24 protein-coding genes and 1 pseudogene are annotated in these 24473 nt (G+C 60.0%); 7 read left to right on the top strand and 18 right to left on the bottom strand.

Features of this window, described 5'->3' with window-relative positions; translation table 11 throughout:
- Nucleotides 1-353: hypothetical protein (locus tag AAAB16_RS16480; RefSeq protein WP_340664294.1), on the top strand; the 353-nt coding region annotated here is incomplete at its 5' end.
- Between the two features lie 10 nt (nucleotides 354-363).
- Here AAAB16_RS16480 and AAAB16_RS16475 read toward each other — a convergent pair.
- The 4 genes from AAAB16_RS16475 to AAAB16_RS16460 are packed head-to-tail and all read right to left on the bottom strand — an operon-like array spanning nucleotide 364 to nucleotide 1919.
- The gene (locus AAAB16_RS16475; RefSeq protein WP_340664293.1) at nucleotides 364-786 is read right to left on the bottom strand and encodes a hypothetical protein; all 423 of its coding nucleotides are present in this window, start codon (nucleotides 784-786) and stop codon (nucleotides 364-366) included.
- Between the two features lie 17 nt (nucleotides 787-803).
- Complete coding sequence (locus AAAB16_RS16470; protein WP_340664292.1) at nucleotides 804-986, bottom strand: hypothetical protein; 183 nt, start codon at nucleotides 984-986, stop codon at nucleotides 804-806.
- 20 nt (nucleotides 987-1006) lie between these two features.
- Nucleotides 1007-1660, bottom strand: coding sequence for an NAD(P)H-binding protein (locus tag AAAB16_RS16465; RefSeq protein ID WP_340664291.1), 654 nt, complete (start codon nucleotides 1658-1660; stop codon nucleotides 1007-1009).
- A gap of 40 nt (nucleotides 1661-1700) precedes the next feature.
- The gene (locus AAAB16_RS16460) at nucleotides 1701-1919 is read right to left on the bottom strand and encodes a hypothetical protein (protein WP_340664290.1); all 219 of its coding nucleotides are present in this window, start codon (nucleotides 1917-1919) and stop codon (nucleotides 1701-1703) included.
- Between the two features lie 238 nt (nucleotides 1920-2157).
- Here AAAB16_RS16460 and AAAB16_RS16455 point away from each other — a divergent pair, with 238 nt between their 5' ends.
- Together AAAB16_RS16455 and AAAB16_RS16450 are read left to right on the top strand one after the other, a co-directional pair.
- Nucleotides 2158-2310, top strand: coding sequence for a PSPA7_2676 family Cys-rich small protein (locus AAAB16_RS16455; protein WP_340664289.1), 153 nt, complete (start codon nucleotides 2158-2160; stop codon nucleotides 2308-2310).
- Nucleotides 2311-2312: 2 nt separating this feature from the next.
- The gene (locus tag AAAB16_RS16450) at nucleotides 2313-2816 is read left to right on the top strand and encodes an MgtC/SapB family protein (protein WP_340664288.1); all 504 of its coding nucleotides are present in this window, start codon (nucleotides 2313-2315) and stop codon (nucleotides 2814-2816) included.
- Between the two features lie 25 nt (nucleotides 2817-2841).
- On the opposite strand, the gene AAAB16_RS16445 is transcribed toward AAAB16_RS16450, so the two are convergent.
- Together AAAB16_RS16445 and AAAB16_RS16440 are read right to left on the bottom strand one after the other, a co-directional pair.
- A complete protein-coding gene (locus tag AAAB16_RS16445; protein ID WP_340664287.1) occupies nucleotides 2842-3666 on the bottom strand; it encodes a copper resistance protein B in 825 nt (274 codons plus the stop codon).
- 62 nt (nucleotides 3667-3728) lie between these two features.
- Complete coding sequence (locus AAAB16_RS16440) at nucleotides 3729-5435, bottom strand: copper resistance system multicopper oxidase (RefSeq protein WP_340664286.1); 1707 nt, start codon at nucleotides 5433-5435, stop codon at nucleotides 3729-3731.
- A 217-nt stretch (nucleotides 5436-5652) separates the two neighbouring features.
- Between AAAB16_RS16440 and AAAB16_RS16435 the strand changes: the two genes are divergently transcribed.
- The 4 genes from AAAB16_RS16435 to AAAB16_RS16420 are packed head-to-tail and all read left to right on the top strand — an operon-like array spanning nucleotide 5653 to nucleotide 10285.
- The gene (locus AAAB16_RS16435; protein ID WP_340664285.1) at nucleotides 5653-6942 is read left to right on the top strand and encodes an FAD-binding oxidoreductase; all 1290 of its coding nucleotides are present in this window, start codon (nucleotides 5653-5655) and stop codon (nucleotides 6940-6942) included.
- A 14-nt stretch (nucleotides 6943-6956) separates the two neighbouring features.
- Nucleotides 6957-7514: an XRE family transcriptional regulator gene (locus tag AAAB16_RS16430; protein WP_340664284.1), complete on the top strand. Its 558-nt coding sequence runs from the start codon at nucleotides 6957-6959 to the stop codon at nucleotides 7512-7514.
- A 23-nt stretch (nucleotides 7515-7537) separates the two neighbouring features.
- Complete coding sequence (locus AAAB16_RS16425) at nucleotides 7538-8875, top strand: glutamine synthetase family protein (RefSeq protein WP_340664283.1); 1338 nt, start codon at nucleotides 7538-7540, stop codon at nucleotides 8873-8875.
- Nucleotides 8876-8920: 45 nt separating this feature from the next.
- A complete protein-coding gene (locus tag AAAB16_RS16420) occupies nucleotides 8921-10285 on the top strand; it encodes an aspartate aminotransferase family protein (RefSeq protein ID WP_340664282.1) in 1365 nt (454 codons plus the stop codon).
- A 66-nt stretch (nucleotides 10286-10351) separates the two neighbouring features.
- Here the strand turns inward: AAAB16_RS16420 and nuoN are convergent, their stop codons facing one another.
- The 12 genes and pseudogenes from nuoN to AAAB16_RS16360 form a co-directional block, all read right to left on the bottom strand.
- Entirely contained in the window at nucleotides 10352-11821 is a 1470-nt protein-coding gene (gene nuoN, locus AAAB16_RS16415) for an NADH-quinone oxidoreductase subunit NuoN (RefSeq protein WP_340664281.1), read from the bottom strand.
- A 21-nt stretch (nucleotides 11822-11842) separates the two neighbouring features.
- On the bottom strand, nucleotides 11843-13372 hold the full coding sequence (gene nuoM / locus AAAB16_RS16410; protein ID WP_340664280.1) for an NADH-quinone oxidoreductase subunit M: 1530 nt from the start codon (nucleotides 13370-13372) through the stop codon (nucleotides 11843-11845).
- A gap of 15 nt (nucleotides 13373-13387) precedes the next feature.
- Nucleotides 13388-15238 (bottom strand): NADH-quinone oxidoreductase subunit L, encoded by a 1851-nt coding sequence (gene nuoL, locus AAAB16_RS16405; RefSeq protein ID WP_340664279.1) that lies wholly within the window; start codon nucleotides 15236-15238, stop codon nucleotides 13388-13390.
- On the bottom strand, nucleotides 15235-15543 hold the full coding sequence (gene nuoK / locus AAAB16_RS16400) for an NADH-quinone oxidoreductase subunit NuoK (protein ID WP_110614471.1): 309 nt from the start codon (nucleotides 15541-15543) through the stop codon (nucleotides 15235-15237). Before nuoK ends, nuoL begins: the two co-directional genes overlap by 4 nt.
- A complete protein-coding gene (nuoJ, locus tag AAAB16_RS16395; RefSeq protein ID WP_110614469.1) occupies nucleotides 15543-16049 on the bottom strand; it encodes an NADH-quinone oxidoreductase subunit J in 507 nt (168 codons plus the stop codon). Before nuoJ ends, nuoK begins: the two co-directional genes overlap by 1 nt.
- Before the next feature lie 61 nt (nucleotides 16050-16110).
- Nucleotides 16111-16659: an NADH-quinone oxidoreductase subunit NuoI gene (gene nuoI / locus AAAB16_RS16390; RefSeq protein ID WP_369335447.1), complete on the bottom strand. Its 549-nt coding sequence runs from the start codon at nucleotides 16657-16659 to the stop codon at nucleotides 16111-16113.
- A gap of 12 nt (nucleotides 16660-16671) precedes the next feature.
- Complete coding sequence (nuoH, locus tag AAAB16_RS16385) at nucleotides 16672-17679, bottom strand: NADH-quinone oxidoreductase subunit NuoH (RefSeq protein ID WP_110614467.1); 1008 nt, start codon at nucleotides 17677-17679, stop codon at nucleotides 16672-16674.
- The gene (gene nuoG / locus AAAB16_RS16380) at nucleotides 17676-20393 is read right to left on the bottom strand and encodes an NADH-quinone oxidoreductase subunit NuoG (protein ID WP_340664277.1); all 2718 of its coding nucleotides are present in this window, start codon (nucleotides 20391-20393) and stop codon (nucleotides 17676-17678) included. The genes nuoH and nuoG overlap by 4 nt, the downstream gene beginning before the upstream one ends.
- Before the next feature lie 149 nt (nucleotides 20394-20542).
- On the bottom strand, nucleotides 20543-21907 hold the full coding sequence (gene nuoF, locus AAAB16_RS16375) for an NADH-quinone oxidoreductase subunit NuoF (RefSeq protein ID WP_340664276.1): 1365 nt from the start codon (nucleotides 21905-21907) through the stop codon (nucleotides 20543-20545).
- Nucleotides 21904-22404 (bottom strand): NADH-quinone oxidoreductase subunit NuoE, encoded by a 501-nt coding sequence (gene nuoE, locus AAAB16_RS16370; protein WP_110614461.1) that lies wholly within the window; start codon nucleotides 22402-22404, stop codon nucleotides 21904-21906. Before nuoE ends, nuoF begins: the two co-directional genes overlap by 4 nt.
- 2 nt (nucleotides 22405-22406) lie before the next feature.
- Nucleotides 22407-24188 (bottom strand): NADH-quinone oxidoreductase subunit C/D, encoded by a 1782-nt coding sequence (gene nuoC, locus AAAB16_RS16365; RefSeq protein WP_340664275.1) that lies wholly within the window; start codon nucleotides 24186-24188, stop codon nucleotides 22407-22409.
- A 68-nt stretch (nucleotides 24189-24256) separates the two neighbouring features.
- Nucleotides 24257-24473: pseudogene (locus AAAB16_RS16360) on the bottom strand (NADH-quinone oxidoreductase subunit B); the annotation flags it as partial.

The following is a 24473-nucleotide window of genomic DNA, read 5'->3' as shown; positions in this document are numbered from 1 at the left end:
TCGTCGTGGATGAAGTTAATACGCCCGCATCCAAAGCGGTGGCAAATGAAGTTCTGGCTAAAAATCCTGTCAATACCTTGGTGTTGAACAAGTCTGCAACGGGCGCTATGGGGTATGACGGAGGTGCGCTGTTTTACGACCACCAAGTGGGCTTCCGGACAACGCCTACTGAGATCTACGTGCTGCGTGATGACGCTTCAAGTGCCGGAGCGGCAACAAATGTTCATGTGCCGAATCTGCGCGCCTCTATTCAGAACGTGCTTGGTTTTAATCTGGGCGATATCAAGATAAAGCCTTGGCCAGTACCCAGCGGTCAGACGGTAGAGTCGGATGCCTCACGTACAAGCCTGTAAGCGCGTGGTTTTACCAAAACCCAGCCGGATGCTGTTTAGCGATGTAATCCGGCTGCAACCCAAATGCAGTCTGGAAGAAGGTGGCTAGCCGGGTATGCAGCACCATCTGGTTGATAGAGGCTAACTTGCCGCGTTGGACACGGCGTTGGTTGCTGTCGCTGTAGAAGTCTTCGTGGAGAATTTTCTGCTGCGACGGTTCTGCGGTGATGCAGCAGCTGTTGAAGCCGTGGTCTGGCAGGCCGTCGGGGTAGGCGACCAGTAGGCATAAGCCGGGGTTGGCTTTTTCGGCGCCGTGCAGTTCCAGGCGTACGTTAAGGCCGGCGCCTTGGGCATAGGTTTTGGCTTCTTCGAATAGCGGTATGGCGCACTCTTGCATCAGGGTCATAAAGGCATCGAGAAAGGCTTGGGTATCGACGGCTTGGCTATCCATCATGCGTGCGCGCTCCTGAATTACAGACCGGCGCGGGCAAGCTTTTGCTTGGCCTGCGCAGGGTTCATTGCCACGCGTGGGCTGTGGCGTGCGTGGTGTTGATGGTGGCGACGGCGGCTGATACGCAGCATTCCCCATAAGGCGGCCGCTGCCACCAGCAGCCAGGTGCCAATCAGCAACAAAATCACGCTTTCAGGTGGCATGTGGTCCTCCCCGCAACGGCTTACGGCTGCGGCATTACATCCACGTCGCTGGGGCTTTGCGCCACAGTGGCTTGGGGATGGATGCGGATACGTTGGTGCATATTGTCGGCGTGGCAAACCTCGTCGACTACTTGGCTGGCAAAGCTGCGCAGCAGTTGCGCTTGCTGCGGCTGAGGCGCGCTGGTGGGGTCGCGCAGGTCGTCCAAGCTCAACGCTTGTTCGCTCACTGTGGGGGCGTCAAATAGGGTCCAGACTACCGGGCTGCCGGTTAGGCGCTCCTGCAATTGGCGCAGCGGCTCGCTGATGCCACCGTCGGCGTCCAACCAAGTGAAATCGCCGATCAGTAGCAGACGTTTGACGCCGGCAATGGGCAACCCATCCAGCAGGGCCGTTACGGATTTAAAGGTGTGTTCAAACTGCTGTGCGCCGCCTTGGCTGGGCAGCACGCTGATCACTGCGTCCTTACCGGCAATGCTCTGGCTGACGCTGATGGGGTCGAACGGATCGCCCTGCACGGTGCTGAGCCCTGGGCGGGCGTCGATCGCGTTAAGGTCGTCGAGAACCAGCGTGGTCTCGAACTGACGCGCCAAGGCTTCCACCAGCAGCGCGTAGCCGATGCTGCTCTGGGCGCCGTACACGGCGATTTTTACGGCAGGCGTTTCGAGATTTTTCATCAAGGCGTTCTCGTGGTTGTGGTTGTTATAAAACCAGTCGTCAGGTTGCTTGTTGCCGGCCTGGCTGGCTGGGGCCGCCGTGTTGCCCGGCGGTTACGCGGATATCGGTGATATCGCTGCTAGCTACTGCGGTATGCAGAGACTCGATATGGTCACGCGCCTGGCTCGGGGTAAAGGCTTCGCTGTTGCTCTCAACCTCTACGCTGCGGGGCTGGCCGTGCAACCGGTAATGCACCACAAACGGGTATTGGCCACTCATGCTGAAGTTATCTCCTGGGAGCCGTTAAAACTTTGGCCCCAGGCGTAGGCAAAGGGTTCAGCTTTTTTGCTGGGCGGCGGTACCGTCTATCTCGCCAATTTCGCCGCTCTTACACGCGCTTATGTCGATAACACGGAAAAATCGTTAAACCAAACGAAGCGGGCGCCAGTCGATACCTACGTATGGGGGAATAGCGATGTTTGCGTAATGTGCGGCGTTGCCCGCAGGAGGTGGTGAGATGACCTTTGTCTGCTTTTTAAAAGGTTGTAATTGGCTGGAGCCAACGCATGAGCTATTCGGTAGCGAGCTGCTGTTGTGCCAATGCTGTTCACGCTGCGGCGCACACCGTTACCTACCAGACACTCCAACTGATTCCGGCGAGGCGGTTTAAGCATGTGGGAGACGATTCTCGCGACGCTGACCAGCGAGTTTTCCGATCTCAACGATATTGAACACACCACCCGCGCGACCTTGCGCATGGGCTTGGCGGTGTTACTGGGCGGCTTGCTGGGTTGGGAACGTGAGCAACATGGCAAAGCCGCAGGCATCCGCACCCATATGTTGGTGTGCTTGGGTAGTGCACTGTTTGTGATGGCAGCGGTGCAGATGGGCGCCGAGCAGGATGCTATGAGCCGGGTGATTCAAGGCGTGGTGGCCGGCATCGGCTTCTTGTGCGCCGGCACTATTCTCAAGGGCCGCGACCCTAGCCAAGTCAAAGGCCTGACTACCGCGGCTGGCATCTGGTTGACCTGCGCCATTGGCATCACCGTGGGGCTGGGGCGCGAAGCGACCGCGCTGCTCGGCACCGGCTTTGCTTTGATCGTGCTTAACCTGGTGCCGCATCTGATCAGCCGTTTCGAAAAAAACCCAGACCCTCCCAGAGAGCCCGAGGACTGACACGTTCTAGGGTGGTTATCCCGCGTTAGAACCAGGCGCGTACACCGATCACCAAACGTGCGCGGCCATCGTCGTCCTCGGCCGGCGTATTGCCATAAGCGCGATTCCAGGTCAGGCCCACGTACGGGGCGATTTCCGGGCGAATCTGGTAGCGCAGACGCAGGCCTAGTTCCGTGTTGCTCAGGCCTGCGCCCACCTCACGCTCGGCGTCGTTTCTGCCGTAGAAGTTGGCTTCGGCCATGGGTTGCACGATCAAGCGGTTGATTAGCAGCAGATCGTATTCAGCTTTTAAGCGCAGGGCTGTTTGGCCAGCTTCGCCGAGGTAGGCGGTGGCTTCGGTTTCTACGCCATACAACGGCGTGCCCTGAATTCCAAATGCGGCCCAGGTTTGTGCTGAGCCGGGTTTGAAATCTTGGCGAGCACCGAGCATTACGTCCCACCAGGGGCTGATGGCGTGGCCCCATAAGGCCTGCACTTCGGCTTTGTCAGTACGGCCATCCACCCGTTCGCCTTCGCTACGCAGCCACAGACGGTCGATATCGCCGCCAACCCAACCGCTGACGTCCCAAGCCAAGGCGTTGCCCGCCTTAAGGTTTTGCCATTCGAGGCGGTCGAGCAGCAGGTAGCTATTAAGGGCGCTGGCGTGGCTTTCATGGCCGCCGGCAACCGCCGGGAAAGCGGCTTGGCGGTCGGCATCGGTGATGGGCGCAAGCGGCGTGCGGCTTTGTGCGGCGGCGGGCAGAGGGGTGCTGCCAGCACTCATATCGTGGCCCATGGTCGAGTGGTCCATGCTGGACATATCCATGCTCATGCCGGGCATATCGGGCATATCGGGCATGGAATGGTCCATGGCCTCGGCTCCGTACGTGGTGCTTGCCAGGGCCAGCAGAGTGAATGTTATTGGCAGCCTTTTCATGAGGGTTGTCCTTCGTCTACGCGCACTTCGCGCATCATGCCGGTGTCCATGTGCAGCAGCAGATGGCAGTGGTAGGCCCAGCGGCCGAGAGCGTCGGCGGTAACGCGATAGCTGCGTTTGCTGCCGGGTGGCATGTCGATAGTGTGTTTGCGCACTTGGAAGTTGCCGTGCTCGTCTTCCAAGTCGCTCCATAAACCGTGCAGGTGAATGGGGTGGGTCATCATGGTGTCGTTGACCAGCACGATGCGCACGCGCTCGCCGTAGGTGAGGCGAATGGGCTCGGCGGCGGAGAAGGGCACGCCATCAAAGGACCAGGCGAATTTCTCCATATGGCCGGTGAGGTGCAGTTCAAGAGTGCGGCTGGGCTCGCGGCCGTCGGGGTCGGCAAAGGTGCTGCGTAGGTCGCTGTAGGTGAGCACGCGGCGGCCGTTGTTGCGCAGCCCCAGACCAGGATCGTCGAGCTTGGCCGCCGGTTGCATGGTTTGCATGTCTACCAGTGGGTTGTTGGCTTCCGAGGCTGGGTGATTTTGCATGCCGGCCATTTGGCTATGATCCATGCCCGGCATATCAGCCATATCGGCCATCGCGCCATGGTCCATGCCCATGTCGGCCATGGACAGTTGCGGCCGTGGGTCCAGTTGCGGCACCGCTGCCTTTAACCCTTCACGCACGGCAAGGGTGCCGCGGGCGTAGCCACTGCGGTCCATGGCTTGGGCGAACAGGGTGTAAGCCTGGGCGGTGTCGGGCTGGACGATCACGTCGTAGGTTTCTGCCACGGCCAGGCGCAGTTCATCAACCGTGACCGGGTTTACCGGCTGGCCATCGGCAGCGACCACGGTCATCCGTAGGCCAGGAATGCGCACGTCGAAGTAGCTCATGGCCGAGGCATTGATCAGGCGTAAACGAATGCGCTCGCCGGGCTGGAAAATACCGGTCCAGTTGCCGTCTGGCGCGTGACCGTTCATGAGGTAGGTGTAGGTGCTGCCGCTGACATCGGCGATATCGGTGGGCGTCATGCGCATCTGCGCCCAGCTCAGCCGCTCGCTCACCGTGTTACCCCAACCGTTGCGGCTGACGTCGTCGATAAAGTCGCCAACGGTGCGCTTATGGACGTTGTAGTAGTCGGCTTGTTTCTTCAGGGTACGTAGGAGCTGGCTGGGGTTTTCGTCAGTCCAGTCGCTAAGCATCACCACATAATCGCGCTCATAGGCGAAGGGTTCCGGCTCGCGCGGTTCGATCACCAAAGGGCCGTAGACGCCAGCCTGTTCCTGCATACCGGAGTGGCTGTGGTACCAGTAGGTGCCGTGCTGCTTCACCTTGAATTGATAGGTATACAGGCCGTCTGGCGCGATGCCGTTAAAGCTCAGGCCAGGCACGCCATCCATATTGGCTGGCAGCAAGATGCCGTGCCAGTGAATGGAGGTGGGCTCGCTCAGGCGATTTCTCACGCGCAGGGTCACGGTGTCGCCTTCGCGCCAGCGTAGCAATGGCCCTGGCAGGCTGCCGTTGATGGTCATCGCCGTGCGGGACGCGCCGGTGAAATTGACTGGGGTTTCACCAATAAACAGGTCGAAGTCACTGCCGCTGAATGCTGGCGGCTGGCCGGGGCTGCTAACCGCCCATACCGGTGTGCGCCACAGGCCAAGACCGCCCAGCACGGTGCCGGCGGCGAGGCTTTTTACAAAAGTGCGTCGAGTAGTCATACGTGGAGTCCCGATCCGATTGGTTCGTGGGGTGTGCTGTGCGCAGCAAAAGGTTTTTTGCGTGTTGACCACGGTGCGCACAGCGGACCCTACGAGTGCAGCGTCGGCCTTGTCACAGTGGCAAGGTCAAGCGAGCGGGTTGCTGCTGTCAGGGTTTTCCGGTAGCGTTCGTGAAATTAAATTCAATTAATTTCACGCTCGTGAATTTGGATTGCCAATGTTTCAGCGTTCGTCCCGCCACGTCTCTAGCTATTACGCCCACAGCTGTGCGGCTTTGCTGACCGAGCGTGCGCCGGTTCAGGGTGAGCACAACACCGACGTGGTGGTGATAGGCGCCGGTTTTAGCGGCTTGCACACGGCACTGCGCTTGGCCCTGGCGGGCAAACGCGTAACGGTGATTGAGGCCAGCCGCGTGGCCTGGGCGGCCAGCGGCCGTAATGGCGGTCAGGCGATTCTGGGCTGGTCGTGTGATATGCCGCCGTTGGAAGCGGCCTTGGGTTTGGAGCGTGCTCGGCGCCTGTGGGACAGCATGCGCTGGGCCGCGCAAGAACTGCGCGAGTTACCCGGCCGCCACGGCTTTGACTGCGACTACCGCGCTGGCCACCTGTGGACCTCGGTGATGCCGCGGCGCAACGCCATCCTGCATGAGTGGCAACACGAAGCCAGCCATAAATGGGGCCATGACGCGCTGCGCTTTATCCCCCGCGAAGATTTGCCGAAGTGGGTGGCTAGCGAGCGTTATCAAGCCGGCTTGTACGACCCCGAAGGCGGCCACCTCAACCCGTTAAAACTCGCCCTCGGTTTGGCCGCTGCTATCGAAGCCGCAGGCGGGCGTATCCATGAACACAGCAAAGCGCTGAGCTATCGGCAAGAAGGCGACGGCTATGTGGTGAAAACCGAGCAGGGCAGTGTGCGCGCCGATGTGTTGGTGTTGGCCTGCAATGCCTATGTCGATGAACTCGATCCGGCATTGGCCAAGCGCGTATTGCCGGTGGGCACTTATCAAGTGGCCACCGCGCCGTTGGACGAAGCGCAAGCCAAAGCGCTGTTGCCAACAGATGCCTGCGTCACCGACAACCAGTTTGTGCTCGACTACTTCCGCTTAACGCCTGACCACCGCCTGCTTTTTGGTGGAGGCTGCACCTACCTGGGCGGTATGCCGAGAGATATCGCCGGCGCGACTCGGCCATTTCTTGAGCGGGTTTTCCCGCAACTAAAAGGCGTGCCGATTGAATTCGCTTGGGGCGGGCATATCGACATCACCCTTAAGCGCACCCCGGATATCGGCCGCGAGGGCAATCGCTACTGGCTGCAAGGCTATTCGGGTCACGGCGTATTGCCGACCCTGGCCGGCGCCCGGGCGGTCAGCGAGGCGATTCTCGGCAACAGCGATTTACTCAGTTTGTACCAGGGCCTGAGCAACCCCAGCTTCCCCGGTGGCCGCTATTTGGCCGCGCCGCTGGAAGCGCTGGGCAAGGCCTATTACCGCCTGCGCGACAGCATTTGATGGAGCCTGCACCCGTGACCAAAGAAGAAGAAATTGCCGCGCTGGCGATCCTGATTCACGACCTGCGCAAGCACAAAAAACTGACGCTTAAAGAGCTGGCCGACAAGATTGGCCGCTCGGTGGGCTTTGTCTCGCAGGTCGAGCGCGGTTTGTCGCGGCCGACGGTGGCCGACCTCACCGCCATCAGCCAGGCCCTGGATGTCACCACCACGTATTTCTACAACCTGTCCAAGCCCAAACAAGTGCCTTGGGTAACCCGCCCGGACGAACGCCGTACGCTGTATTTCGCCAATGGCATTACCGACATTCTGGTGTCGCCGAAGATGTCCGCCAGCTTTTCGATGCTGGAAAGCTTGCTGGAACCGGGCTCCAGTTCCGGTGAACGGACCTTGAGCGATATTTCCGAACAGGGCGGTTATGTGTTGGAAGGCGAACTGACCCTGTGGCTGGGCGACAGCGAAGAACCGGTAACCCTGCGTACCGGCGATGCCTTCCAGCTCGCCCAACACGCCCATTGCCGCTACGGCAACCTCTCTGAACTGCCCACGCGCGTGCTGTGGGTATACACCTGATGAACGCTCCAGGAGCTGCAACCATGAACGCCGACCTGCTAACAGAAGTGCAGGCTTTCCGCCAACGCCACCCCGAGGTGCGTTATGTCGACCTGATTTCCCTGGATATTCCCGGGCACTTTTATGGCAAACGTTACCCGCTAGAGATGCTGGAAAAAGTCGCTGCCGGTAGCGCCCTTAAGCTGCCGCAAAACTGCGTGCTGCTCGGCGTGCAAGGCGGGTTGTTCAAAATTGGCGACTACTGCTTTCACGACGGCGACCCGGATGCCCCACGTCGCTTGGTGCCGGGCACATTGAAGTTAGTGACCTGGGAAGCGCAGCCGGTGGGGCAGATGCTGATTACCTCCGACGGCACCGAGTCGCCCATCGAGTTTGAGCCACGCGAGGTGCTGGTTCAGGTGCTCGAACGTTTGAAGCGCAAGGGCATTCACCCGGTGGTGGCCTTTGAACTGGAGTTTTATCTGTTCGATAAAAAGCTCCGTGATGGCCTGCCACAGTTCCCCCGCGACGAGCTCAGCGATGACGGCGATAACATGCCCAATATGCATATCGAGCGGCTGTCGCGCTTTGCCCCAGTGCTTGATGACATGGTTGAAACCGCGCGTATCCAAGGCATCGACACCACGGTGATTACCGCCGAACTCGGCCCTGGCCAGTTTGAAATCAACTTCGGTCATCGCGACGACGGTTTGCAGGCCGCCGACTGGGCTGCCTTGTTCTGCCGCAGCACCCGTGGTGTGGCGCTCAAGCACGGCTACCGCGCCAGCTTTATGGCCAAGCCGTACCTTGAGCATCCGGGCAGCGGCATGCATGTGCACGTCAGCCTGTACGACGCCGACGGTAACAACCTGCTCGCTGCCAATGAGCAACAGGCGCTGCGCCATGCCGTGGCCGGTTGCCTGGAGTTGCTGCCGCACTGCATGCCGATCTTCGCCCCCAACCAGAACGCCTACCGCCGCCTGGGCGGCACGGTAAACGCGGCTACGCGTGCTAGTTGGGGTTACGAAGACCGTGATGCCTGCGTACGTATTCCGGAATCCGATCCGAAAAATCTGCGTATCGAGCACCGTATTTCCGGTGCCGATGCCAACCCTTATTTGGTGCTGGCGGCCATTTTGGTCGGCCTGGAAAGCGGCCTGGCTAATGGCCGCGAGCCGATTGCACCGTTAAACGAAGACCGTAACAGCGGCCTGGATTTCCCCCTGGATATCCTCCAAGCCGTGCGTGCCATGCAGCAGCAACCGCAAGTGCGCGATGGCTTAGGCGCCGAGTTTGTGGATGTGTACTGCGAAAACAAGCGCCAGGACCACCTGGCCTTTTTGCAAGAAATCAGTGCCCGCGAATACCGCTGGTTTCTTTAATTTTTCAGCGTCTGGCGCCCTGGCGCCGGGCCGTGAGGAGTGCGTATGAGCAAGTCAGCAAAGAACCCGCAAACCCTGCAGTGGCAAGCCCTGAGCGACAACCATCACCTAGCGCCGTTTAGTGATTACAGACAGCTGAAGCAGGTGGGCCCGCGCATTATCACCAAGGCTGACGGCGTGTACCTGTGGGACAGCGAAGGCAACAAGATTCTCGACGCCATGGCCGGTCTCTGGTGCGTGGCCATCGGCTACGGCCGTGATGAGCTGGCCGATGCCGCTGCCAAGCAAATGAAAGAGCTACCGTTCTACAACACCTTCTTTATGACCGCGCACCCGCCCGTGCTGGAACTGGCGAAAACCATCGCCGAGTTGGCACCGGCGCATATGAACCATGTGTTTTTTACCGGCTCGGGCTCGGAAGGTAACGACACCTTGCTGCGCATGGTCCGTCACTACTGGCAGGTGAAGGGCAAGCCGGAGAAAAAAGTGATCATCGGCCGTATCAACGGCTACCACGGCTCTACCGTGGCCGGCGCTGCCTTAGGCGGCATGCAAGGTATGCACGAGCAGGGCGGCACGCTGCCGGATATCGTGCATATTCCGCAGCCGTACTGGTTTGGTGAAGGTGGCGATATGAGCCCGGACGAGTTCGGTATCTGGGCGGCCGAGCAGTTGGAGAAGAAGATTCTGGAAGTCGGCGAAGACAAGGTTGCCGCCTTTATCGCCGAGCCGATTCAAGGCGCCGGCGGCGTGATTATTCCGCCTGACAGCTACTGGCCAAAGGTGCGCGAGATTCTCGCCAAGTACGACATCCTGTTTGCCGCCGACGAAGTGATTTGTGGCTTTGGCCGCACTGGCGAGTGGTTCGGCAGTAACTTCTACGGCAACACACCGGACTTTATGACCATCGCCAAAGGCCTGACCTCGGGCTATATCCCCATGGGTGGCCTGATCGTCAGCGACAAAGTCGCCGAAGTGATCAACGAAGGCGGTGACTTCAACCACGGCTTTACCTACTCCGGGCACCCGGTGGCGGCAGCGGTGGCGCTGGAAAACCTGCGCATTATTCGGGAAGAAAAGATTCTGGAGCGCGTGCGCGAAGAGACGTCGCCGTATCTGCAGAAGCGCCTGCGTGAATTGGCCGATCACCCCTTGGTGGGCGAGGTGCGAGGTGTTGGCATGCTCGGCGCGATTGAGCTGGTAAAAGACAAGGCCACTCGGGCGCGTTACGAAGGCAAGGGCGTAGGCATGATTTGCCGTGGGCATTGCTTTAACAACGGCCTGATCATGCGCGCGGTAGGCGACACCATGATCATTTCGCCACCGTTGGTCATCAGCAAAGCAGAGATTGATGAGCTGGTGGAAAAGGCGCGTAAGTGCCTCGACCTGACCCTCGCCGATCTGGCGTAAGGCGCTCCAGCCTACAAAGCAAAAAGCCCGGCATCTAGCCGGGCTTTTTTTGTGCTGCGTTTGACCTTAGTGAACCAAGGCCCTTGTCGAGTGCTGCACCAGTTCCAGCAGCGGCTGCGGGTAAACGCCAAGTACAAAGGCGAGCAGGGCTACCGCTACAAGCATCAGGCCGCCAGTGCGCTGGCCCCAGTTTTCCTGGGCGTCGTGGCGGTGCAGGTTAGGTTCAACCAGGAACAGGGTGACCATCACGCGCAGGTAGTAGAACACGCCAATCGCGCTACCCAGCACCATGCTGCCCAGCAGCCACCACTGCTGCGATTCCACGCCGACCATGATCACGTAGAACTTGCCGATAAAGCCGGAGGTCAGCGGAATGCCCGCCAGCGACAGCATCATCACGGTCAGCACGGCGGTCAGGTACGGACGGCGCCAGAACAGGCCACGGTATTCGTACAGGGCATCGGCGTCGCGGCCGCTGTAGGGCGTCGACATCAGGGTGATCACACCAAAGGCGCCAAGGCTGGTCAGCACGTAGGTGGCCAGGTACACGCCCACCGCTTCCACCGCCAAACCTTTGCCGGCGATAACCGCGATCAGCAGGTAACCAAAGTGGGCGATGGACGAATAACCGAGCAGACGCTTGAGGTTGTTCTGCAGCAGCGCCAGCAGGTTACCGACCAAAATCGAGGCCACGGCAATCACTGACAGCACGGTGGTCAGCAAGCCTTCGTTGGCAGCAGGGGAGAGCAGGAACAGGCGCACCATCACCGCAAACACGGCGACTTTACTGGCGGTAGCCAGGAAGGCCGCAACCGGTGCCGGAGCACCTTCGTACACGTCCGGCGTCCACAGGTGGAACGGCACCATCGACAGTTTGAAGCCCAAGCCGACCAGCATCATGCCCAGACCCAGTTGCGCCATGGCGCTCTGTGCACCAGTAGCGGCCAACTTGGCGCCGATGCCGGCAAAGCTCAGGGTGCCAGCGTCGGCGTAGAGCAGGGCCATACCAAACAGCAGGAAGGCCGAGCCGGCGGCAGAGAGCACCATGTATTTGATGCCGGCTTCCAGCGAGCGCTTATTGAAGAACGCATAAGCGACCATGCCGTACACCGGCACCGACAGCAGTTCCAGGCCGATAAACAAGCCAGCCAGGTGCTGCGCGCAAACCAGCACGATGCCACCGGCAGCGGCCATCAGAATCAACAGGTAGAGCTCGTCGCGGTTGCCAGGGAAGCCGACTTTGTCGTCACCCATATAGGCATGCACCAAGGTCACACAGGCCAGCGTGGCGACCAGAATCAAGCCGATATAGAAGTTGGCGAAGTTGTCCACCAACAGCAGGCTAGTGACCGCCAGCGGTGTAGCTTTTACTGCCGGAATAAGCGACAGCAAAGCCAGGTTCAGGCCCAGGCCAGACAAGATAAACGTCTGGCTGTGGTTACGCCGCCAGGCGATGGCCAGCATTACCACCACGACGGTGGCGCAAACCACCAGCAGCGGTAGCAGGGCGAGCAGGTGTTGAGTAGTGAATTCCATAACGCGGCTTTCCATTACAGGCTACCGGCCCGATGCGAGTTGAGTGAAAGCGGCACCGAGCCACTGTTGAACACCATGCATGGTGGCGGAGGAGGTGTCTAAAATCGGCTGCGGGTAAACCCCGAGCAAGATCAGTAACACCGCCAGGCCAAGCACCATGAACAGTTCACGGGCATTCATGCCTCGCAGCACATCGTCGGACTTGGTCGGGCCAAAGTAGGCCCGGTGAATCATGATCAGCGAGTACACCGAGCCAAACACCAGGCCGGTGGCCGCTACGATGGTGAACCACGGGAAGGCTTTAAAGGCGCCGATCAGAATCAGGAACTCGCCAACAAAGTTACCGGTACCCGGCAAGCCCAGCGCTGCTGCAGCAAAGAACAGGCTGATGGCGGGCAGGTACGGCAGGCGGCCCCAGATACCACCCATTTCGCGCATATCGCGGGTGTGCAGACGCTCGTACAGCTGGCCGCTAAGGATAAACAGCGCCGAGGCCGACAGACCGTGGGCCACCATCTGCACCACGGCGCCTTGCAGGGCGATCTGGCTACCGGAGTAGATGGCGATCAGCACGAAACCCATGTGCGAAACGCTGGAGTAAGCGATCAGGCGCTTGATGTCGGTTTGCGCGAACGACAGCAAGGCACCGTAGATGATCGCGAACACGCCCAGGTACATGGCGATGTTGGCGAACTCAGCCGAGGCATGGGGGAACAGCGGCAGGGCGAAACGCATCAGACCGTAGGCCGCGGTTTTCAGCAGGATACCGGCCAAGTCGACCGAGCCTGCGGTAGGCGCTTGAGCGTGAGCGTCCGGCAACCAAGAGTGGAAAGGCACCACCGGAAACTTCACCGCAAAGGCGATAAAGAAGCCGAGCATGAGGATGTACTCGGTGCCTTCGGACATCTTGGTTTTCAGCAGGTCGGCGTAGTTAAACGTGATCACGCCAGTGGCGTTGTAGTTCACAAACACCAAGCCAAGTATGGCGATCAGCATGATCAGGCCGCTGGCCTGGGTGTAGATAAAGAACTTGGTCGCGGCGTTGATACGGGTGTTGCCCTTGCTGCCGCTGTGACCCCAGAGCGCGATGAGGAAGTACATCGGCACCAGCATCATTTCCCAGAAGAAGAAGAACAAGAACAGGTCGATGGCCAGGAACACGCCCACCACGCCGCCGAGAATCCACAGCAGGTTGAGGTGGAAGAAGCCGACGCGGTTCTGGATTTCGTTCCAGGAGCAGAGAACCGACAGCACACCGAGCAAGCCGGTGAGCACGATCATCAGAACCGACAAACCGTCCATTGCCAGGTGAATGGTGATGCCGAAGCGCTCAATCCATTGCACTTTGAATTCATGGGCCCAGACCGGATCAGCACCTGGCGCGGGGGCCAGGCTGAAGTTGCCGGTGGTCCACAACCACAGGCTCAGGCCGAATAGCAGCACCATGCTGAGCAGAGCGATCCAGCGCGGCAGGGTGTTGCCGAACCGTTCGGCCTGCCAGCACAGCAGGCCGCCGATAAAGGGAATCAGGATTAGCCAAGGCAGAATCATGTTGGGCTGTTTTCCTTAATTCAAAAAGAGAAGAACGGCGAGCAGCAGCACGGCGCCGCCGACAATCGAGGCTGAGTACCAGCGCAAGTTGCCGGTTTCCGTGCGGCTTGCCAGGCTGTTGCCGAGGCGCACCAAACGTGGGATCACACCGATGCTGCTATTGATTGGGTCGTTGCCCAGCAGACGGGTGATCAACAGGTACGGCTGCACAAACAGCTTGTCGTAGAGCCAGTCAAAGCCCCAAGCAGCGAACCACCAGGCCGAGAGCAATTTGCCCGGGCCACTGTTGGCGACCGCGGTGGCGAAACGACGCTTGCCGAGGAACAGCATGGCCGACAGGGCGATACCGGCAATGGCGATCAGGCCCGAGGACAATTCCAAGCTGTGCTTGGCTTCGCCACCGGCATGGCCAACGCTTTCTGGCAATACGCCCGCCAGCGGTGGGCTGATCAGCGCGCCGATAAAGGTCGACAGCACAATCAGCACACCCAGCGGCAGCCAGTGGCTGATGCCGTGGCCGGCGTGGGCTTCGGTTTTTGCTTCGCCGTGGAAGGCGATAAAGATCAGGCGGAAGGTGTACAGCGAGGTCATAAATGCACCGACCAAACCGGCGTAGAGCAAACCGGTGTGGCCGCTGGCGAAGGCTTCCCAAAGAATTTCATCCTTGGAATAGAAACCGGCGGTCACGAAGGGCAGGGCGGCCAGGGCTGCGCCACCGACGATAAAGCTGGCGTAGGCCAACGGCAGTTTCTTCCACAGGCCGCCCATCTTGAAGATGTTCTGCTCGTGGTGGCAGGCAACGATTACCGCACCGGAAGCAAGGAACAGCAGGGCCTTGAAGAAGGCGTGGGTCATCAGGTGGAAAATCGCCGCGTCCCAGGCGCCAACACCCAGAGCGAGGAACATGTAGCCGATCTGGCTCATGGTCGAGTAGGCGAGGATGCGCTTGATGTCGGTTTGGACCAGGGCGGCGAAACCGGCGAGCACCAGGGTCACGGCGCCGACGATACCGACCAGCTCGAGAATTTCCGGGGTCAGGATAAACAGGCCGTGGGTACGGGCGATCAGGTACACGCCAGCGGTCACCATGGTTGCCGCGTGGATCAACGCCGAAACAGGCGTTGGGCCGGCCATCGCATCGGCCAACCAGGTTTGCAGCGGCAGCTGCGCCGATTTACCGACAGCACCACCCAGCAGCATCAGGGTTGCCCACCACAGCCAGGTATCCCCAGCCACGAGTTTCTGCGGTGCCAGAACCAGCAGCTCCTGAATATTCAGGGTGCCCAGGTGCTGGAATAGCAGGAACAAACCGATGGCCATAAACACGTCGCCGATACGGGTGACGATAAAGGCTTTGAGTGCGGCGTTACCGTTGTTGCGGTTGCTGTAGTAAAAGCCGATCAGCAGGTAGCTGCACAGGCCCACACCTTCCCAACCGAAGTAGAGGAACAGCAGGTTATCGCCGAGCACCAGGAACAGCATGCTGGTGATAAACAGGTTGGTGTAGGAGAAGAACCGCGAATAACCGGCTTCACCGCGCATGTACCACGAAGCGAACAGGTGAATGAGAAAGCCGACGCCGTTAACCACACCGAGCATGGTCAGCGACAAGCCGTCCAGGTACAGGGTGAAGCTTGGCGCAAAGCCGTCTACCGACATCCATTGCCACAGCACTTGGCTGTACACGCCGCCTTCTGGCGGGTTGACGTTGAACTGGTAGATCAGCCAAGCGGTGGTCAGGGCCGAGAGGCCAACCGAGCCAACACCGATCAGCGCCGAGACGTTTTCCGACCACTTGCCACGGGAGAAAGACAGCAGCAACCAGCCGATCAGGGGAAACGTAAATGTCAGAAATAAGAGGTTCATCCGCGCATCTCGCTGGCAGCGTCGATATCGAGGGTGTGGAAGCGGCGATAGAGCTGCAGCAACACGGCCAGGCCGATGCTGGCTTCGGCCGCAGCCAAGGTCAGCACCAGAATAAACATCACTTGTCCGTCGGGCTGGGCCCATTTGCTACCGGCCACGATAAAGGCCAAACCGGCGGCGTTCATCATGATTTCCAGGCTCATCAGCACGAACAGAATGTTGCGCCGCACCATCAGGCCCACCAGGCCCAGGCAGAACAGCACACCGGCAACGGCCAGGCCGTGCTCCAGGGGAATTGAGTTCATCATTGGACTTCCTTCGCCTCTTGACGGCCGAGGTGGAACGCGGCGACCACGGCTGCCAGCAGCAGCATGGAGGCCAGCTCAACAACCAGCAGGTAAGGGCCAAACAGGCTGATGCCGACGGCTTTGGCGTCGACAGTGGTCAGGCCAACAGCGCCGACGCTGGCGGTGCCGAACAGCACGTAAAGCAGTTCGGCGAGCAGCACCAATGCCAGTACCGATGGGCCAACCCAGATACCCGGCGTCAGCCAGGCACGTTCCTGGGTCGCTGCTGCAGGGCCGAGGTTGAGCATCATCACCACAAACACGAACAGCACCATGATGGCGCCCGCGTAGACGATGATTTCCAGGGCACCGGCAAACGGCGCGCCGAGGCTGAAGAAGGTCATCGATACGGCCAACAGCGAAATAATCAGGTAGAGCAGGGCGTGTACCGGATTGGTGTTGGTGACCACTCGAAGGGTGGACACCACCGCCACGCCGGACGCGAAGTAGAAAGCGAATTCCATAATCAGATTCCCACCACGAATTCAGGCAGCCAGCGGCCGGTTAAGGTCTGTGCGGTTTGCATCATGGCAACAGCCCCTTAACGTTGATCGGCTCAGCTTCGTTTTGGGCAGCGCCTTTGGGCTTGCCAGCAATAGCCATACCGGCCACGCGATAGAAGTTGTAGTCCGGGTTTTTGCCGGGGCCGGAAATCAGCAGGTCTTCTTTCTCGTACACCAGGTCCTGACGTTTCAGCTCGGCCATTTCGAAATCCGGCGTCAGCTGGATTGCGGTAGTTGGGCAGGCTTCTTCGCACAGGCCGCAGAAAATGCAGCGCGAGAAGTTGATTCGGAAGAACTCCGGGTACCAACGACCGTCATCGGTCTCGGCTTTTTGCAGGGCAATACAGCCGACCGGGCAGGCCACCGCACAGAGGTTGCAGGCTACACAGCGCTCTTCGCCATCGGGGTCGCGGGTTAGCACGATACGGCCGCGGTAACGTGGCGGCAGGTACACCGGCTCTTCCGGGTATTGCAGGGTGTCGCGTTTGCGGAAGGCATGGGAGAACACCATCACCAAGCTACGCAGCTGGGTGTAGGTGCCATGCACGATATCGAACAGATACTTGAACACGGTCATTCTCCTCTACTGAGCCACGCCGGCCGGGGTGTTGAGCAACACCACGGCAGCGGTCACCAGCAAATTGATCAGGGTCAGCGGCAGGCAGAATTTCCAGCTGAAATCCATCACCTGGTCATAGCGCGGGCGCGGAATAGAGGCGCGCAGCAAGATGAACAACATGATGAAAAAGGCTGTTTTAGCCGCAAACCAGATGAATGACAGGGATGGCAGGATATTGAACGGACCATGCCAGCCACCAAAGAACAGGGTGACCAACAGCGCCGAAATCAACACGATGCCGATGTATTCACCGACAAAGAACATGCCCCATTTCATACCGGCATATTCAATGTGGTAACCGTCAGCCAGCTCTTGCTCGGCTTCCGGTTGGTCGAACGGGTGACGGTGGGTAACCGCAACGCCGGCGATAAAGAACGTACAGAAGCCAAAGAACTGCGGAATGATGAACCACAGGTTTTGCGCCTGGTATTCAACGATGTCGCGCATGTTGAACGAGCCAACCTGGGCGACGATGCCCATCAGCGACAAGCCCATAAACACTTCGTACGACACGGTTTGTGCCGAGGCACGAAGGCTACCGAGCAGGGCGAATTTGTTGTTACTCGACCAACCGGCAAACAGCACCGCATACACCGACAAACCGGCCATGGCAAAGAAGAACAGCAGGCCGATATTCAGGTCCGCCACGCCCCAGGTCGGGGTGATTGGGATAATGGCAAAGGCGATCAGCAAGGCGCTCATGGCCACCACCGGTGCCAGGGTGAAAATCACCTTGTCGGCAAATGGCGGCGTCCAGTCTTCTTTAAAGAACATCTTGATCATGTCGGCGGCGATCTGGAATGCGCCAAACGGGCCGACGCGGTTCGGACCGTAACGGTCTTGCCAGAGGGCCAGCAGGCGACGTTCCACCCAGCTCAACAACGCGCCGCACACCACGACGGCGAGCAAGATCACGATGGCTTTGAGCACGGCGATGATCACGTCGATCACTTCAGGCGTGAACCAACTCATTGCGCGGCCTCCTGCAGCGAATCAGCGGTTTTGCCAGCGATTGCCGCTGGAATACCGGCCAAACCAACCGGCAAGGCCACTACACCAGCGCTCAGTTCTTCACTGACACGCAACGGCAAGCGCAGGGTTTGCCCTGCGACATTGAGGCTGACCAGCGCACCTTCGTTAACGCCCAAACGCGCGGCTTCCGAGGCGGCAACGGCCACATAAGCCTCAGGAATGCGCTGCTGCACCGGCGCGGCACGCGAGGAGTTCTCTTCGCTGCCAAACAGATGATGCACCGGCACAACCTGCCAGGTGCCTTGCGCCGGGTTAAAGGCGTTTGGTGCGGTGGTGAACCAGCTCAGGCCATCGCCTTTGCTTTCGATCAAACGGGTGCCCGGGTCGCCGGCACGCAGATGGCCGCCGACTTCGTCCTGGAACTTGTTCCAGGCTTGCGGCGAGTTCCAACCTGGCGACCAGGCAAAGGGTACTTGCTGACGCGGTTCAACCGAGCCCGAGTAACCTTCCATGGAGAAGGCGAATGCGGTGTCTTGGTCTTGTGGGGTACGCGGTTCGTGCACGCTGATATTGGCGCGCATGGACGTGCGACCGCTGTAACGCAGCGGCTCGCGAGCCATTTTCAGGCCCTTGATGCGGAAGGCAGCGCTTGGCGCGGCATCGACGATGCGCGCTAGCAGCGGGGTGCTGGCAGCGGTGGCAGCGGTGACGTGGTCGAGCTGCGTCCAATCAACATTCTGGCCAAGCAAGGTGCTACGCAGCGCGTGCAGCCAGCGCCAGCCTTCGTGCACCAGAATGCTGGCGTCGTAGTAGGTGGGATCAAACACTTGGAAGAAGCGCTGGGCACGGCCTTCCTGGCTGACCAGAGTACCGTCGCCTTCGGCGAAGCTGGCGGCTGGCAGTACCAGGTGGGCGCGGGCGGTGGTGTCGGTTTGTTGATGGTCGGCAACGATCACCACGTTGGCGGCATTCAACGCAGCGTCTACCAGGGCCTTGTCGGCGCGGGTATACAGATCGTTTTCCAGCACCACGATGGCGTCGGCTTTGCCGTCGATCACCGCTTGCAGCGCGGCGTCAGCCGAGTCGCCGCCGAGCATGGCCAGGCCCAAGCTGTTGGCTTCGTTGACCACCAGGCTCAGCGAACCATTTTTCTCGCGCAGCTTGAGGGCCTTGGCGATGTTGGCAGCGGCCTCGATCAGGGCGCGATTACCCAGGGAAGTACCGGCAATGATCAGCGGACGCTTGGCCGCCAGCAGGCTGTCGGCGATGCGCTGGGCAAGCTCAAGGGCTTCGGCGTCCAGACCAGTAACGGCTGGGGCGCTGGCGTCGAGGGCGTGGGCGACGGCAAAACCGATGCGCGCCAGGTCATCCGGGGCGGCGTGTACGCACTCTTCGGCCACGTCGTCGAGCTTGGTGGCGTCCAGGCTGGCGATATACAGCGGGTTTAGTGCGTGCTGGCCAATGTTCTGCACGGCAGCGTTCAACCACGGCTGAATCTTCATGGCCTCGGCCATGTCTTCGGCTTTGCCTTTCACGGTTTGGCGCAGGGCCAAGGCGATACGGGCGGCGGTTTGCGTCAGGTCTTCACCCAGCACGAACACGGCATCGTGTTCTTCGATTTCGCGCAGGGTGGGGATTGGCAGCGGGCTGTTTTGCAGCACGTCCAAGACCAGGCGCAGGTTGCTCAGCTCAACGGCAGCAATGCCGGAGTAGAAGTGCTCGGCACCGACCAGCTCTTGCAAGGCATAGTTGCTTTCCAGGCTGGCGCGCGGCGAGCCGATGCCGACGATGGTGCGGCCGCGCAGCAGATCGGCGGCGTTATCCAGAGCAGCATCCACACCGAGCTTCTGGTTGCCAGCGGTCAGCAGCGGCTGACGTGGGCGGTCGGTGCGGTTGACGTAGCCATAACCAAAGCGACCACGGTCGCAGAGGAAATACTGGTTAACCGAGCCGTTGTAGCGGTTTTCGATGCGGCGGATTTCGCCGTAACGCTCGCCGGGGCTGATGTTGCAGCCGCTCGAGCAGCCATGGCAGATGCTTGGCGAAAACTGCATATCCCACTTGCGGTTGTAGCGCTCGGAGTGGGTTTTGTCGGTGAACACGCCGGTCGGGCAAACCTCGGTGAGGTTGCCGGAGAATTCGCTTTCCAGCACGCCATCTTCAACACGACCGAAGTACACGTTGTCGTGGGCGCCGAATACGCCGAGGTCGGTGCCGCCAGCGTAGTCTTTATAGAAACGCACGCAGCGGTAGCAGGCGATGCAGCGGTTCATTTCGTGGGCAACGAAAGGGCCGAGATCCTGGTTCTGGTGGGTGCGTTTAGTGAAGCGATAACGGCGCTCGTTGTGGCCGGTCATCACCGTCATGTCTTGCAGGTGGCAGTGACCGCCTTCTTCGCACACTGGGCAGTCGTGCGGGTGGTTGGTCATCAGCCATTCCACGACGCTGGCGCGAAACGCTTTGGATTCGGCGTCGTCGATGGAGATCCAGGTGTTGTCGGTGGCGGGGGTCATGCAGGACATAACGATGCGACCACGGGTGTCGTTTTCGTCGGTGTACTGCTTTACCGCGCACTGACGGCAGGCGCCGACGCTACCAAGCGCCGGGTGCCAGCAGAAGTACGGAATATCGAGACCGAGGGACAGACAGGCCTGTAACAGGTTGTCTGCTCCATCGACTTCGAGGGCTTTGCCGTCTACGTGGATAGTGGCCATATTCAAGTTTCTTCGTTGGCCCGTTGTCTGTCTGGAAAACCGCGGGTAGCGGTTTTGCCAGCCTCAACTGGCGGGCGTGGCTAATAGAATCACGGTTCGCTGGGGCCAGAGCTCAGGGTTACGAGTTCACTGGCCGCCAGCGCTAAAACTTAGGCGCTGACAAACTGCGTTGGCGCCACCGGAGCAGCGATGCGGGAAATACCCGCTTCGAACTCTGGACGGAAATATTTGATTGCGCTGCCCAGTGGCTCCACGGCACCCGGTGCATGCGCACAGAAGGTTTTGCCAGGGCCTAAGAAGTTGACCAAACCTTCCAGGGTTTCGATATCACCCGGTTGGCCATTGCCGGTCTCGATGGCGCGCAACACTTTCACGCTCCACGGCAGACCATCGCGGCACGGCGTGCAGAAACCGCACGATTCGCGGGCAAAAAACTCTTCCATATTGCGCAACAGGCCGACCATGTTGACGGTGTTGTCGACCGCCATGGCCAGGCCGGTACCCATACGCGTACCGACCTTGGCGATGCCGCCGGCATACATTTGCGCATCAAGGTGTTCGGGCAACAGGAAGCCGGTACCGGCACCGCCGGGCTGCCAGGCTTTGAGGGTGAAACCGTCGCGCATACCGCCAGCGTAGTCTTCAAACAACTCGCGGCCGGTGACGCCGAACGGTAGTTCCCACAGGCCGGGGTTTTTCACCTTGCCGGAGAAGCCCATAAGCTTGGTGCCCATGTCTTCGCTGCCGGGGCGAGCCAGGCCCTTGTACCACTCGATGCCGTTGCCAACGATGGCCGGCACGTTGCACAGGGTTTCGACGTTGTTGACGCAGGTCGGCTTGCCCCACACGCCCACAGCAGCCGGGAAGGGCGGCTTGGAGCGTGGGTTGGCGCGGCGGCCTTCGAGGGAGTTGATCAGTGCGGTTTCTTCACCGCAGATATAACGCCCGGCGCCGGTGTGCACGAACAGCTCGAAATCAAAGCCGCTGCCGAGGATGTTTTTACCCAGCAGGCCAGCGGCCTTGGCTTCTTCAACGGCGCGGTTGAGGTTGGCCGCGGCATCGACATATTCGCCACGCAGAAAGATGTAGCCGCGATACGCCTTGAGCGCCCGCGCACTGATCAACATGCCTTCGATCAGCAAGTGCGGCAGCTGCTCCATGAGCATGCGGTCTTTCCAGGTGTTGGGTTCCATTTCATCCGCGTTGCACAGCAGGTAGCGGATGTTCATGGATTCGTCTTTAGGCATCAGCCCCCACTTCACGCCTGTGGGGAAGCCGGCGCCACCACGACCCTTGAGGCCGGAGTCTTTGACGGTTTGCACGATCTCGTCTTGGGACAGATCGGCGAAGGCTTTGCGCGCGGCGGTGTAGCCGTCTTTGGCCTGATACTCGTCCAGCCAAACAGGCTGCGCGTCATCGCGCAGGCGCCAGGTCAGCGGGTGGGTTTCCGGGGTGCGGGCAATGCTGTTGGCGGGGCCAAAGGAAGTCAGGCGGTTGGTCGAAGCGGACGTCATACGTAAGCCTCCAGCAGTTGCGCCACACCATCGGCTTGTACGTCGCCAAAGGTGTGGTCGTCGATCATCAGCGCTGGCGCCTTGTCGCAGTTACCCAGACAGCACACTGGCAGCAGGGTAAAGCGGCCGTCGGCAGTGGTTTGGCCCAGGCCGATACCCAGTTGCTGCTGGATGCTGCTGACCACCGACTCGTGGCCACCGATGTAGCAGACCATGCTGTCGCACACGCGAATGATGTGACGGCCAACCGGCTGGCGGAAGATTTGGCTATAAAAGGTAGCCACGCCTTCAACGTCGCTGGCGGGGATGCCGATGATTTCGCCAATGGCAGCAATGGCGCCATCCGGCACCCAGCCACGGGCTTTCTGCACGATCTTCAGCGCTTCGATGGAAGCCGCGCGCGAATCTTCGTAGTGGTGCAACTCATGTTCGATGGCCGAACGCTCGGCATCGCTGAGGGTAAAACGGTCGGTTTGAATCAGCGTGGTGGTAGTCATAGTTAGCGGTCCACGTCAGCCATAACGAAGTCGATACTGCCCAGGTACGCAATCAAGTCGGCGACCATGCTGCCGCGGATCACCGAAGGGATCTGCTGCAGGTGCGGGAAGCTTGGCGTACGAATACGGGTGCGGTAGCTCATGGTGCCGCCATCGCTCGTCAGGTAATAACTGTTGATGCCCTTGGTCGCTTCGATCATCTGGAAGCTTTCGTTGGCCGGCATAACCGGGCCCCAGGAAACTTGCAGGAAGTGCGTGATCAAGGTTTCGATGTGCTGCAGGGTGCGTTCTTTCGGTGGCGGCGTGGTCAGCGGGTGGTCCGCTTTGTACGGGCCTTCCGGCATGTTGCGCAGGCACTGGTCGATGATTTTGATGCTCTGGCGCATTTCTTCTACGCGCACGATGCAACGGTCGTAAGCGTCGCCATTCACCGCCAGCGGCACTTCAAATTCGAAGTTCTCGTAACCGGAGTAGGGGCGGGCTTTACGCAGGTCGAAGTCCAGGCCGGTCGAGCGCAGACCGGCACCGGTGATACCCCATTCCAGGGCTTCCTTGGTGTTGTACTGAGCGACGCCGATGGTACGGCCACGCAGGATGCTGTTTTTCAGCGCGGCTTTTTCGTATTCGTCGAGGCGCTTGGGCAGCCATTCAACGAAGTCTTTCACCAGCTTTTCCCAGCCGCGCGGCAGGTCGTGAGCAACGCCACCGATGCGGTACCAGGCCGGGTGCAAGCGGAAGCCGGTGATGGCTTCAATTACGGTGTAAGCGCGCTGACGGTCGGTAAAGGTGAAGAACACCGGCGTCATGGCACCGACGTCTTGAATGTAAGTGCCGAGGAACAGCAGGTGACTGGTGATGCGGAAGAACTCGGCCATCATGATGCGGATGACATCGACCTTTTCCGGCACTTTGATGCCGGCCAGCTTTTCGACTGAAAGCACGTACGGCAGGTTGTTCATCACGCCGCCGAGGTAGTCGATACGGTCGGTGTACGGAATGAAACTGTGCCAGGACTGCCGCTCGGCCATCTTCTCGGCACCACGGTGGTGGTAACCCACTTCCGGTACGCAATCGACGATTTCCTCACCGTCCAACTGCAGCACGATACGGAACGCACCGTGGGCCGAAGGGTGGTTGGGGCCGAGGTTGAGGAACATATAGTCCTCATTGGCGTTGCCGCGCTTCATGCCCCAGTCTTCGGGGTTGAAGCGCGCGGCTTCTTCTTCCAGTGCCTGTTTGGCAACCGAGAGGCTGAATGGATCGAATTCGGTGGCGCGCGCCGGGTAGTCTTTGCGCAGCGGGTGACCTTGCCAGGTCGGCGGCATCATGATGCGGGTCAGGTGCGGGTGGCCGACAAAAGTGATGCCGTACATGTCCCAGACTTCGCGCTCGTACCAGTTGGCGTTAGGCCAAATGTTGGTGCACGTCGGCAGATTGAGGTCGCCCTCAGACAACGCGACTTTGATCATCACGTCACTATTACGCTCGATCGACATCAGGTGGTAGAACACCGTGAAGTCGGCACCCGGCAGGCCGCGACGCTGCGTGCGCAGACGCTCGTCGACGCCGTGCAGGTCGTAGAGCATGACGTAGGGTTTGGGCAGCTGACGCAGGAAGGTCAGCACCTCGATCAAGCGTTCACGCGCCACCCACAGCACCGGCATGCCCGTGCGGGTTGGCTGGGCGGTGAAAGCATCGGCGCCAAAGCGCGTGTTCAGTTCATTGACGACGTCTTGGTCGTCTGCCTTGTAAGGCGGGATGTACAGAGCGGTGTCTGCAGTCATGGTCTCGGTCGCTATCAGTCAACGTAAAGGGTGAATCCGGCGTGCTTTCTGGGTAAGAAAAAGCTGAATCACACTTCGTCGGGGCTGCGCAGGTTGGTTACCTGAATACGCTGTTCACGGCGCTGTTCCTTTTGCGACGGCATATCGGCGCGGTAAACGCCTTGCTCGCCGACGACCCAGGACAGTGGGCGACGCTCTTGGCCAATCGATTCCTGCAGCAACATTAAAGCCTGCAAAAATGCTTCTGGGCGGGGAGGGCAGCCGGGCACGTAAACGTCCACGGGC

Source organism: Pseudomonas sp. (assembly GCF_037994325.1).
Lineage (GTDB): Bacteria > Pseudomonadota > Gammaproteobacteria > Pseudomonadales > Pseudomonadaceae > Aquipseudomonas.
This window is presented reverse-complemented; position numbering and strand designations above follow the sequence as displayed.

Excerpts from the sequence above, each read along its gene's own strand:
- AAAB16_RS16425 (WP_340664283.1), top strand. The coding sequence starts at position 7,538 with ATGAACGCCGACCTGCTAACAGAAGTGCAGGCTTTCCGCCAACGCCAC.
- nuoN (WP_340664281.1), bottom strand. The coding sequence starts at position 11,821 with ATGGAATTCACTACTCAACACCTGCTCGCCCTGCTACCGCTGCTGGTG.
- AAAB16_RS16455 (WP_340664289.1), top strand. The coding sequence starts at position 2,158 with ATGACCTTTGTCTGCTTTTTAAAAGGTTGTAATTGGCTGGAGCCAACG.
- AAAB16_RS16435 (WP_340664285.1), top strand. The coding sequence starts at position 5,653 with ATGTTTCAGCGTTCGTCCCGCCACGTCTCTAGCTATTACGCCCACAGC.
- nuoE (WP_110614461.1), bottom strand. The coding sequence starts at position 22,404 with ATGACTACCACCACGCTGATTCAAACCGACCGTTTTACCCTCAGCGAT.
- nuoF (WP_340664276.1), bottom strand. The coding sequence starts at position 21,907 with ATGACGTCCGCTTCGACCAACCGCCTGACTTCCTTTGGCCCCGCCAAC.
- nuoC (WP_340664275.1), bottom strand. The coding sequence starts at position 24,188 with ATGACTGCAGACACCGCTCTGTACATCCCGCCTTACAAGGCAGACGAC.
- AAAB16_RS16440 (WP_340664286.1), bottom strand. The coding sequence starts at position 5,435 with ATGACTACTCGACGCACTTTTGTAAAAAGCCTCGCCGCCGGCACCGTG.
- nuoJ (WP_110614469.1), bottom strand. The coding sequence starts at position 16,049 with ATGGAATTCGCTTTCTACTTCGCGTCCGGCGTGGCGGTGGTGTCCACC.
- nuoL (WP_340664279.1), bottom strand. The coding sequence starts at position 15,238 with ATGAACCTCTTATTTCTGACATTTACGTTTCCCCTGATCGGCTGGTTG.
- nuoM (WP_340664280.1), bottom strand. The coding sequence starts at position 13,372 with ATGATTCTGCCTTGGCTAATCCTGATTCCCTTTATCGGCGGCCTGCTG.
- nuoK (WP_110614471.1), bottom strand. The coding sequence starts at position 15,543 with ATGAACTCAATTCCCCTGGAGCACGGCCTGGCCGTTGCCGGTGTGCTG.
- AAAB16_RS16475 (WP_340664293.1), bottom strand. The coding sequence starts at position 786 with ATGATGGATAGCCAAGCCGTCGATACCCAAGCCTTTCTCGATGCCTTT.
- nuoH (WP_110614467.1), bottom strand. The coding sequence starts at position 17,679 with ATGAGTTGGTTCACGCCTGAAGTGATCGACGTGATCATCGCCGTGCTC.
- AAAB16_RS16445 (WP_340664287.1), bottom strand. The coding sequence starts at position 3,666 with ATGGACCATTCCATGCCCGATATGCCCGATATGCCCGGCATGAGCATG.
- AAAB16_RS16420 (WP_340664282.1), top strand. The coding sequence starts at position 8,921 with ATGAGCAAGTCAGCAAAGAACCCGCAAACCCTGCAGTGGCAAGCCCTG.
- AAAB16_RS16450 (WP_340664288.1), top strand. The coding sequence starts at position 2,313 with ATGTGGGAGACGATTCTCGCGACGCTGACCAGCGAGTTTTCCGATCTC.
- AAAB16_RS16460 (WP_340664290.1), bottom strand. The coding sequence starts at position 1,919 with ATGAGTGGCCAATACCCGTTTGTGGTGCATTACCGGTTGCACGGCCAG.
- AAAB16_RS16470 (WP_340664292.1), bottom strand. The coding sequence starts at position 986 with ATGCCACCTGAAAGCGTGATTTTGTTGCTGATTGGCACCTGGCTGCTG.
- nuoG (WP_340664277.1), bottom strand. The coding sequence starts at position 20,393 with ATGGCCACTATCCACGTAGACGGCAAAGCCCTCGAAGTCGATGGAGCA.
- AAAB16_RS16465 (WP_340664291.1), bottom strand. The coding sequence starts at position 1,660 with ATGAAAAATCTCGAAACGCCTGCCGTAAAAATCGCCGTGTACGGCGCC.